Source organism: Photobacterium marinum (genome assembly GCF_000331515.1).
In the GTDB taxonomy this organism is placed as follows: Bacteria; Pseudomonadota; Gammaproteobacteria; order Enterobacterales; family Vibrionaceae; genus Photobacterium; species Photobacterium marinum.
In genome coordinates this window covers 1-10,589 of the sequence record NZ_AMZO01000009.1, presented here as the reverse complement: position 1 = coordinate 10,589, position 10,589 = coordinate 1, and the positions used below count along the sequence as shown (strand labels likewise).

The following is a 10,589-nucleotide window of genomic DNA, read 5'->3' as shown; positions in this document are numbered from 1 at the left end:
GCATCAGTTAATAGTATTTAAAGATGTTTTGTATTAACAAAGTCGTGGAAGCTCAGCACCAATAAGCTGCTCAAGCTCATAAGTCATGCCGTCTTTTTTACTCATAAGAACACCTGTACCGGTCGTTTTGGTAACCTCTCCGATAACACATGCATTCTTAAAGTGTTCAAACTCTCTTAGAAAAGCGACAACTTCGTCGGCCATGTCAGGTTTAACAAACATGCACAAACACCCCTCATTGGCCAAATGAATCGGATTGACACCCAACATATCTGCAGCCATTTCGGTCTCAAGACGAATCGGCAAAGCATCTTCATTGCAAGCAATCACTCTTCCCGTTTTCTGACTAAACTCGTGCATGACTTCAGCCAGCCCACCTCGTGTTACATCTCGGATAGACATAACACTCTCGCCTAACTTTGAAGAAAGTAATTTATCAATATGGTTATTTAACGGAGCACAATCACTCAGTACCCGACTTTCATAACCAAGACCTTCCCGAATTGAAAGCAGGTGGATAGAATGATCACCAATGTTGCTGCTCAAGATCATCTTATCGCCTGCAGAAACCTTCGAGGTACTAAGCGGCTCACGCTCAAATATCCCCACTCCAGCAGTGTTTAGAAAAATCTTGTCTGCTTCGCCTTTTGCTACAACCTTGGTGTCACCGGCAACAATTTTAACTTTCGCTTCCCTTGCTGCTTCTCGCACAGATGAAACAATTCTCTTCAGGTCCCTAATAGGGAAACCTTCTTCAATAATCATTGCCAGAGTCAGGTAAAGCGGTTTTGCCCCCATAACTGCAAGATCATTAACAGTGCCTGCAACAGCAATTTTGCCAATATCGCCATTACCAAAGAAAGGGGGCGCTACAACAAAAGAATCAGTCGTCATTGCAATTTGAGAAGCATTCATTGGAAGAATGGCGCTATCTTCCATTTTGCCAAGATGAACATCTTCAAGAGTCGACGTAATCATATCAATCAAGTCTTGACTCAATTTAGCTCCGGTACCGTGATCCAATTCGATAAATGCAAGTTCTTCCACGTAAGTTCTCCTTAACTTTATTTAGGGAATTTTTACTTCTTTACGAGGAAGGCTTCCGCTTTCACTAAGTGACTTAATTATGGTTTCACAATCAGATACTGTTGCGCAGTAACCATCCAACCAAGTTAGAGCACGCTCTTTATCTTCAGGATTAGCTGAAACAACACCATCTTCAGGAACCCATACGTTATATCCACGGAAGAAAGCATCAGCAGCCGTTGTCTGAACACATATTTGAGTTTGCATTCCTGTGATGATAACAGTGTCAACATCCAATTTTTTAAGCACTGTGTCGAGTTCTGTTTCGTAGAAGCCACTGTCCTTATTTTTTTCCACAACAATATCTGACGAGTCCAAAAAGTCGCTCAGGACTTCAGCACCTTTTGAACCTTTTTGTACTGGTAGATGATCGCCATACCACTCAGCATTTGGGTCGTCAGGCAAATTAACCAATTGTAAGTGAACTACATGATGTCCCATTTCACGAATCTGATTCATAAAAGAAACAAAACTTTCTTTCATACTTTCTACAGCATCAATTCGCTTTTGGTTTTTTTCCACCAACTCATATTGAAGATCATTGGTTAATACCGCAACTTTACCCATAGTAAAATCCTCCTATTTCAAATTACTTAAAATGTGGAACACACAAAATTTAATAAAAATATAAAAATACACGTTATATAACGTTAGATGACAAAAACTGTGTCAGCTTTTTCCATAGAAATAAGGGTATCTCTATCTTCTAATAACTTATCTTCATCTTCATTTGCTAAAATGACTTTTAATGGACAAGTATAGAGATCGATAGTTTTATTTATATGCTTACCAACATCCACATACCATATTGCATCAATAAAAGAAGACAATGATGAAATATTTGCTCTTTCATTGATTTTTTTGACCGTACCTTCTTTATTGGAAATATAAAAATGAATCAGAATATTTTTTTCCATATTTAATCCTGAATCCATTTTTCTATAAAACTCAGCAGTATCCAGATGAGAATCAAGAAGAAGTTCGATTTGAGACCAAGGCGCACATTTCTGAACTACTGTCGGAATATTTCCGCCATGCAAGCGAGCACCTACTTCAACTAAGCATGGCTCATCATTTTCAATAATAATTTCACTGTGCCCTGCACCATGTTCAACACCTACAGCCTTTAATACTTCATCATTATATTTAATTAGCTGTTTGGCTATTCGTGAATCACGATCCAGAGCTCTGATTGCGCGATATACAAAATCAGCACCATTAGCAAGCGTCTTTTCATAAACAAAAACGTTTGTAGTAACGGTATAACCATCTAATGTTACCGTGTCGACAACATACTCGTTACCCGCCAAAAACTCTTGAATTAGTACTTCAGTATTACTTTCTTCAAGTTTATTTGTTGAACCCAGGATGTCATTACAGGCTAAATCCACTTCAGCAAGGTTGTGACAAATCACGACACTATCAGAGCCCGCTGATTTAACAGGTTTGACTACAACAGGGAATTTTTTATGCTCTTCCAGCCAATCATAGACTTCTTCTTTTGACGTCGCCAGTTGCTGTTTAACAGCCCTTAAACCAGCATGCCTTAAAGCTTCACCCATTTTATACTTGTCGCGTCGTAAATTGCTGCTGTTTGGATTGTTTCCTTTTAGATTTAGCTCATAGGCAACTTTATCAGCCAGTACAACGCTAGTTTCAAGGCAGGAAATAACGGCTTTGATATTAAGGGATTTTAAAATGCCGATAATTTCTTCAAAGTTATCATTGAAACGAAGTTCAAGAATAAAGTCTTCGCGCTCATAAGAACCAGAAAAAACATCCGGGATCTTATTTTTTGATATTAAGGCAATACTCTTATATCCTCGACCTTTAAGTTCCTTAGCAAGGACATTACTGGTCGAAAATGGATCTACAATGACAACGTATTTTGCCTCTTTAGTATCGTGCTCTTTCATTTTTTATTCCTTTATAAAAACCCCACTCAAAAAGAGTGGGGGTTAAAAAGGAACATATGAAAATTCAAGAGTCCTTTGATGCCACTCTTTCTTGAGCTCTTTTAAACTGGCGAACTGAATTGAAACCAGCCAATATAACGGCTTTTTCCTTCTTTATCCCTTGATTTAAATGCTTATCTACCAATACTAATTTCATTCTTTCATGATATTCTTTAACGCTGATATTTAAGTATTGATTGAATAATCGTGATAAGTGCCTAGCACTTACATGAACTTCACGAGATAAATTTTCTAATGTCCAGTTATTTTCAGGGTGCGACACAATAGCATCCTGCGCCCTATGAATAACAGGGTGATGGTGATGCCTAAACTTGAGCCAAGGTGATACTTGGTTATCTTTTCCATTTCTTGGGAAATAGACCACCATTTCTCTTGCCACTTGCATCGAAACTTTATCTCCGCAGTATTTTCTTACCAAGCTTAAAGCAAGGTCGATTCCTGCCATTATTCCAGCACAAGTAAATACACCCTTGTCTTCTATAAACAATAGGTTCTCTTTAACTTTTGCCAGTGGAGATAAATCCCTTAACCGATCTAATATTTCATGATGAGTTGTACATTTTCTGTTATCAAGTAATCCAGCTTTGGCAGCAAGCAATGCTCCAGAGCAGATACACACAATGCTTAACTCATCATTATCAACCTGTGGCTTTAGTTTTTTTACCCATTTGATTGTCGCTTCTGCAGCTTTATTATCAAAGTCAACCAATGAATCACTTACACCAGGCAGAACAACTAAACTGCCGCTTGGAATCACCTCCGGTAAAGGGGATAGTTCTCCAATAACCAATCCTGTTGAACACTTAACCTCTTCACTCTGACCCACATAAATAATATTGAATACATCATCAGCGAAATTAAGCGTTTCGGCTGCACCAACAATATCCAGAGCCATCATGTTTGGTAGAACAACAAAATACACATTTCTTCGATTGGACATACAACCCTCAACGTCATGCTTTCAAGGGCGATATGTAATTGATTACACCATTACTGTCAATCTTCATCGGTCTGGCTTGAGACGTATGATGCCTATTATTGTAATAATTATAAAGGCCAAAAATGGACATGATTCTGTTATTTAAAGACAACGTTTTTATACCTAACTGACAATTTTTTCAAAAGAAGAGAAAATGAGTAAATTCTCCCCTGTTTATATCAACTTCAGGCGCATAATTGTACGGCTCATCCAACCGTTCAGATTTGACACCTTCCATTCAATATACCGTAGTGCTTCGCCTTCATTTGTAGAGGCGGATATCATTAAAAACACTCAAGAGAGTAAAAAATATTGCCGTTCTTTTTTCAAACTATTTTTCAAACAAATTGCTCTTTTTTACATCTCGTTGTCATGCAGCATCATTAATCAAGCAGGCAAGGGTCAAAACTCCTTGCCTGGAAAATACAAAAGTGAAACCAACTGAGAGCTAAATAATACTTATGATATAAGCGCTATAAGATCACCAGCCGCCGTTCTCGGGCATTCGGCATGACAAATTGCCGAAACCAGCGCAATACCATCGACATTGGTTGCGATAACTGCATCAAGATTTGACGCATTAATCCCTCCTATTGCCACAATGGGGAAAATGCTTTGCGCAACGGCATTACTCAGGCCATCAATGCCCCACTCTTTCTTAATGTTAGTTTTGGTCGGGGTAGCAAAAATCGCACTCAATCCAAGGTAGTCGACAGGCAAACATTCAGCCTCTGCCAGTTGCTGTTCATTTTCAACAGAAAGGCCGAGCAACTTGTCTTTACCAATTAACCGACGAGCCATTTCAACAGGCATATCGGACTGGCCCAGATGTACACCATCGGCATCTACAGCCAGTGCCACATCGACACGATCATTGATGATCAACGGAACACCTGTGCCCTGCAAGATTGTTTTCACTGCCGAGGCCCTCTCGATAAAAGCACGCACATCACCATGCTTTTCCCGAACCTGTACCATGGTCACCCCGCCCGTGACAGCTTCTTTAACAACGGTCTTTAAGGTATCCAGATCCTGTTGATCATCAGTAACAAGATATAAACGATAAGGATTCATTCTTTGGTCCCCCAAAACTAAACCAGCTTCAGACGCTGAACCAACGTCTCTTCATCAAACTGATACAGGGCATCCAGCAAATTAAGCTGCAAAGAACCCGGACCTTTCGACTGTTCTGCCGCTATTTCACCGACCACACCTAAAATTGCCGCCGCCGCTAATCCGGTTTCTTCTCCGACCGCGGCAAAAGCCCCTGTCAGTGCACTCAGGGTGCATCCCATGCCTGTTACATAAGGCATCATGGCATGGCCGTTACGCAACTGAACCAGTCCTTCATTGGTGACAACAAAATCAACCTCACCGGAAATAACCACACAGCATTGGTATTCCCCGACCAGGTAGCGCGCGGCATCCACTGCTGCTTCACTGCTATCGAGAGCATCCACACCTTTGTTCTGCCCTTTCTCGCCTGCAAGAGCGATAATTTCAGACGCATTACCCCGAACAATCAGCTTATTGGCCGCCTTCGCAATCTGGCGCGAAGTTTCAGTTCGTAAGCGACTGGCACCGCAGCCGACAGGGTCAAGCACTACCGGTTTATTATTAAGGTTTGCCTGTTTAACAGCGAATGCCATACGTGGCGTCCATACATTGTCTAGGGTACCAATATTGATAACCAACGCACCGGCAAAAGACATCATTTCCGTCATTTCCTCACGGGAATGCGCCATGATAGGTGAAGCTCCGATCGCCAACAGTGCATTGGCGGTATTATTCATTACAACGTAGTTGGTAAGGTTTACGACCAATGGTTTTTGCTCACGAACCGCTTGCAGGGCTTGAATTATGGTTTGTGTGTTCATGCTGTCCCTCAGAGATTGCAGTTATTAATTCCGGTGGCTAAATTCCGGAGGCTAATAGAGAGAACCTGAAGGAAGCGACAGATATAAATGCTGTGACTGGATTTGGCATATCGGGCTCCTGGGACTGACGCACAGGATCCTGCCCGAGCCAAAGATGTTGAGAGGTATAAATCAAACGATCATTAGCAAGACACATAGTTCCCTACGCCAGTGTTAACTGAATCAGGTTCAACGGGTCTCGCAACATGCGATCTCAGCCTTTCGGCACCCCGACTATCTGTCCGGATAATAACAAGTTTTATTGAAAGAACAATAGATAAAACCAAACCTCATAATGACCTTAAGTACACACTTAAAGCCGAACAAACGATCAAGGCAATACAATATCATTCAGCAAACCTTCCCCCTGGTCAGTAATAAACTCCACAAAAGCATCACTAAGAGCGGTTTGTACCCGGTTGGGAGATCGAACTAAATGCCAGCGGGTCATGATTGGAAACCCTTCCACAGGTAAAGCCACTAACTCATCGCCAATTTCAGGCTTTAAAGCATACTCAGAAAGGATTGATATCCCCAAATCGGCAAGCACACAATGCTTAATCGCTTCATTACTCTCAATAACCATTCTGGGTTTCAGCGCCAAATTTAACTGCTCAAAATGGCGGTCGATCGCATATCTTGTTCCGGACCCGGGTTCCCGGCTAATAAACGGATATGCGCACAACTCAAATGGTTGTATTTTCTTCATGGCAGAGAGTGGATGGCAACGGTGCGCAATGGCGTATAAAGGGTTGGGCAGAAAACTGATCGCCAGTTTTTCCATTTCATCAGAAAGAAGGCTAAACAGATATATGTCATCTTTTTCCTGAAGATATCTTTGTCGGATTTTCTCCCGGTTGCCAACTTTAAGTTCAATATCAATCAAAGGATAACGCTGACAAAACATCCCCACTAAATGCGGAATGAAATATTTGGCAGAAGTAACAACTGCGATACGCAACGTTCCGGCTTTAAGCTCACTAAGCGCAGCCAGCGATATCTCCAATCGGTCCAACAACTCAAATAACGCCTCACCATGTCGGGCGACAATAGCAGCGGCCTCAGTAAATACCAGCTTTCGTCCGACCTGCTTATATAAACGAACGCCCAGCAACTCCATCAACTGTTTGAGCTGAATAGAAATTGTTGGCTGAGTGAGGTTCAACACTTCAGCAGCTTTAGTCACAGAGCCTAGTTCATAAACGGTCAAAAAAACCCGTAGAGGTTTAATAACATTGAATCGATTACGCAAATGCTGAGGCATATCACCTCCGGCTATGACGGATATATAGATTTTAATCTATATAAATCATGTTAATTATTAATTATATTTTAACATTAAATTGCGTCACATTAGCCCTGTCATCACAGCTCAGCGACCATCGGCTCGCTATCCAAGCAGGAGGAGTTATGACTTTCAGACGCATATTAATTCCTGTTTTACCTGAACAGGATCTAGGCCCTTCTTTTCATCAGGCCCTGGAGTTTGCCAATAACTTCGACGCCAGCCTGACACTGCTTACTATCATCGAAGACTTAGCTGAGCTAAAAGAGTTGGCTAGCTATTCCATTACGACGCTGGACTTATTAGATAAAACAACCCAGGCTTACTACCATCAGCTAAACGCCCATACTCATGAGTTGAAGAAACAGTACCCGAGAATTTCTTTCAACACGCTAATTCGGGTTGGTATCCCCTTCATTGAAATCATCAAAGCAGCTAACGAAAACCAAACCGATCTCATCATTATTGATACTCATCTCCATGCCAAAACAACAACATGCCAATGGGGCAGCACCACCCGCCACCTGATGCGAAAATCCAACATTCCCATCTGGTCAGTGCACGAAAAGCAGCAAAGCATCAAGCGTATCGTCGCAGCAATAGATGTCACGACATCGTCCAGTACTGAATTTAATGAAAAGATCATCAGTATCGCCCATGAATTCAGTGCCATTTGCCAGGCCGAGCTCCTTCCCTGCCATGCATGGCGACTTGAAACCGAGGGATACCTTCGGAAATGGAACAGTTACACAGATTTGGACATTGCACTGGTCGCCAAACAGCTACGAGAAGACCGGGCAGATCGACTGAAATCATTAATTTCACCTTATGAGGCCTCCGGCACTCAAATCAACATACGAATGCTGGAGGGGGATCCCAAGCAAATCGTCCCCCAATTTGTGAAAAAGGAAGATATCGATCTGGTTGTGATGGGCAGCCTGTCACGCACCGGTATCGCCGGGTTACTGATGGGCAACTCCGCAGAGTATATGCTTGATGCCCTGAAGTGCTCTGTTGTTACCATTAAACCCGATGATTTTTGCTCGCCGGTTTTAAGCTGATACCGGATAGAAACTATGAAGATAGATGAAAATGACACCTTCTCCAAAAAGCTGGAAATCGTGATTCACTGGTCCGTAAGAGCACTGTCTGTTCTGATGGTTCTGGTTATCGTGATGGGGGTTATTGATGTGGCATGGACGCTGTATCAAAAGCTAATCACGCCACCTCTGTATATTCTGACCATCTCAGATATGCTAGCGACTTTCGGCGCTTTTATGGCGGTGCTGATAGCCATTGAAATCATCATTAACATCACGATTTATCTCAGAGAAAATGTCATCCATGTCAAAATTGTCATGGCAACAGCGCTCATGGCGATCGCGCGGAAAGTCATCATCATTGATGCCGATAATGCCGACGCCATATACATTATTGCAGTCGGAATTGTAGTACTGAGTATGAGCATCGGTTACTGGCTCATTCACCAGCTACCAAGAAAAAATCATATAGAGGAGTGATGATACAAATAACCAGATTAACAAACAAAAACCAAGCCTGATGGCATAATTATCAGGCTTTTTCTTTTCACATCAGACCTATTTATCAATCCATTTCAATTAAGGTTTAATACGGAATTTCAATTCCAACTACTATAATCTTAGTAAAATCATTTAGAAACAAAGACTGATCATCAAATTAAAACCACAATTAAAACCAGTTTAATTCAATTAAAAAATATCACCGTGTATTAATAAAGACCAAGATCCTTTTTAATAAAATCAGGAAGCTCTTCTGAATAAATTACTTTCCTTTTATTTTTAACTTCACCTTGAACAGGTGACAATAGTGCTTTAATCACTAACCATAATCTTGACATCACTTATCCTCCCGGTATATTTTCTTATGTGAGACAATATCGATATAAGATTTTATTAACGCTAATAAATTTGTTTTAACGTGTAATTTTTTCATTTGATAAAACTTCAACTGAAACCTCTCATCATTCAGTTACCTTTAATTTAAACTCAATGATTAAGATATTGATTAACCGTCATTAATTTATATATTATTAATCATTGATAACCCAAATAGTTTTCACTGAACACATTGTTACTGAGAGGGAACAATTCAAGTGCATGATTCCTATAATGAACTACTCACCTTTGCTTTCATATGTAAAACATTGTCTATTACAGAAACAGCTCAGGAACTGAAAAAATCAAAAGCCCATGTCAGCCGCCAACTGGCAAACCTGGAAAAGCGCATCGGTACAACTCTTGTTTATCGTACAACACGAAGCCTGACATTAACTGAAAATGGATTAGCACTTAAAAGTGACGCAATTTCATTACTCAATGCTTCCCAACAACTGGACTATAAAGCAAGTTCGTTATCAAGCGGTATCAGCGGACGTTTCTGCATTACGATTCCGACATCAATCGCGACATCGATTTTTTCAGAAGTGCTTTCAGGTTTAAATAAGCAATTTCCCAAAGTAAACTTTGAAATTGTTGTCAGTAATAATGTCGAACCTTTACTAGATAAGAAAATTGATCTCGGAATCCGAATTGGAGCAGTCGACGAAAACTTAGTTGCTCATAAGGTTGGATCTTATCGCACGGTTTTTGTCTCATCAAACAAAAATGATAAATATAGACAAATCAATGAATTAACGCTAGTCGTAAACTCTTTTCCGTGTACGCCAAGCTTTAACCTAAAAGTTGAAAATGAATTATTAAACGTTAATAGTTTCAAAGACACTATTTTTGTCAATGAGACCGCAACTCAGTTATCTTTTATCAAAAATGGCTTGGGGGTTGGACTGATCCCTTCATATATCCTGTCCGCCACGATGCATGATAAGTTATTTCAAATTCTACCTGATCACCGTGGCAAAGAAGTCGATTTATACATCACATACCCGTATCAGACTCCACTACCTGAAAAGCTATCAAAAATCTTGACTTACTTAAAAAAAGAGCTAAAGAAATACCTGAGCCAATAAGCAAAGAAAACGAAACTGGACTCATTCGACCGAAGAGCGAACACAAACTCTACACACAAAAAAGGCCTTGCCTTTCGTCGAGGACGACTAGTTTAAACCTTATATGTAGTGGCGGATGGGACTCAACGCGCAGGGCCAGTGCCGCGACCAAGAGACCGTAGGACTCTCGGCAGCGCAAACCACATACGAAAAAGCCCCTGTCTCTCGACAAGGGCTTTAATCAGTGGCGGAGCGGACGGGACTCAACGCGCACGGCCAGTGCCGCGACCAAGAGACCGTAGAACTCTCGGCAGCGCAAACCACATACGAAAAAGCCCCTGTCTTTCGACAAGGGCTTTAA

The 10,589-nt window shown here is 41.1% G+C and carries 11 protein-coding genes and 1 riboswitch; of the genes, 3 read left to right on the top strand and 8 right to left on the bottom strand.

Annotated elements, in window-relative coordinates:
* Positions 1 to 33 precede the first annotated feature (33 nt).
* The 7 genes from hypE to C942_RS08240 form a co-directional block, all read right to left on the bottom strand.
* Positions 34 to 1,047 carry a hydrogenase expression/formation protein HypE gene (hypE, locus tag C942_RS08275; protein ID WP_007464574.1) on the bottom strand — a complete coding sequence of 338 codons (1,014 nt, stop codon included), beginning with the start codon at positions 1,045 to 1,047 and terminating at the stop codon, positions 34 to 36.
* Between the two features lie 21 nt (positions 1,048 to 1,068).
* Positions 1,069 to 1,653 carry an isochorismatase family cysteine hydrolase gene (locus C942_RS08270; protein WP_007464572.1) on the bottom strand — a complete coding sequence of 195 codons (585 nt, stop codon included), beginning with the start codon at positions 1,651 to 1,653 and terminating at the stop codon, positions 1,069 to 1,071.
* Positions 1,654 to 1,736: 83 nt separating this feature from the next.
* Entirely contained in the window at positions 1,737 to 3,002 is a 1,266-nt protein-coding gene (locus C942_RS08265) for an ATP-grasp domain-containing protein (protein WP_007464570.1), read from the bottom strand.
* A gap of 64 nt (positions 3,003 to 3,066) precedes the next feature.
* Positions 3,067 to 4,002: a GlxA family transcriptional regulator gene (locus tag C942_RS08260; RefSeq protein ID WP_007464568.1), complete on the bottom strand. Its 936-nt coding sequence runs from the start codon at positions 4,000 to 4,002 to the stop codon at positions 3,067 to 3,069.
* 498 nt (positions 4,003 to 4,500) lie between these two features.
* Positions 4,501 to 5,115: a thiamine phosphate synthase gene (thiE, locus tag C942_RS08250; RefSeq protein WP_007464566.1), complete on the bottom strand. Its 615-nt coding sequence runs from the start codon at positions 5,113 to 5,115 to the stop codon at positions 4,501 to 4,503.
* Between the two features lie 17 nt (positions 5,116 to 5,132).
* A complete protein-coding gene (gene thiM, locus C942_RS08245) occupies positions 5,133 to 5,918 on the bottom strand; it encodes a hydroxyethylthiazole kinase (RefSeq protein WP_007464564.1) in 786 nt (261 codons plus the stop codon).
* Positions 5,919 to 6,100: 182 nt separating this feature from the next.
* Positions 6,101 to 6,200: riboswitch (TPP riboswitch) on the bottom strand.
* Positions 6,201 to 6,288: 88 nt separating this feature from the next.
* Positions 6,289 to 7,221 carry a LysR family transcriptional regulator gene (locus C942_RS08240; protein WP_036799305.1) on the bottom strand — a complete coding sequence of 311 codons (933 nt, stop codon included), beginning with the start codon at positions 7,219 to 7,221 and terminating at the stop codon, positions 6,289 to 6,291.
* 146 nt (positions 7,222 to 7,367) lie between these two features.
* Here C942_RS08240 and C942_RS08235 point away from each other — a divergent pair, with 146 nt between their 5' ends.
* Both C942_RS08235 and C942_RS08230 read left to right on the top strand, forming a co-directional pair.
* Positions 7,368 to 8,303: a universal stress protein gene (locus tag C942_RS08235; protein ID WP_007464559.1), complete on the top strand. Its 936-nt coding sequence runs from the start codon at positions 7,368 to 7,370 to the stop codon at positions 8,301 to 8,303.
* 15 nt (positions 8,304 to 8,318) lie between these two features.
* Positions 8,319 to 8,762: a phosphate-starvation-inducible PsiE family protein gene (locus C942_RS08230; protein ID WP_007464558.1), complete on the top strand. Its 444-nt coding sequence runs from the start codon at positions 8,319 to 8,321 to the stop codon at positions 8,760 to 8,762.
* Positions 8,763 to 8,992: 230 nt separating this feature from the next.
* Here the strand turns inward: C942_RS08230 and C942_RS25610 are convergent, their stop codons facing one another.
* Positions 8,993 to 9,121: a hypothetical protein gene (locus C942_RS25610; protein WP_007464555.1), complete on the bottom strand. Its 129-nt coding sequence runs from the start codon at positions 9,119 to 9,121 to the stop codon at positions 8,993 to 8,995.
* 255 nt (positions 9,122 to 9,376) lie between these two features.
* Between C942_RS25610 and C942_RS08225 the strand changes: the two genes are divergently transcribed.
* A complete protein-coding gene (locus tag C942_RS08225; protein WP_007464553.1) occupies positions 9,377 to 10,249 on the top strand; it encodes a LysR family transcriptional regulator in 873 nt (290 codons plus the stop codon).
* The last annotated feature ends 340 nt before the right edge of the window (positions 10,250 to 10,589 follow it).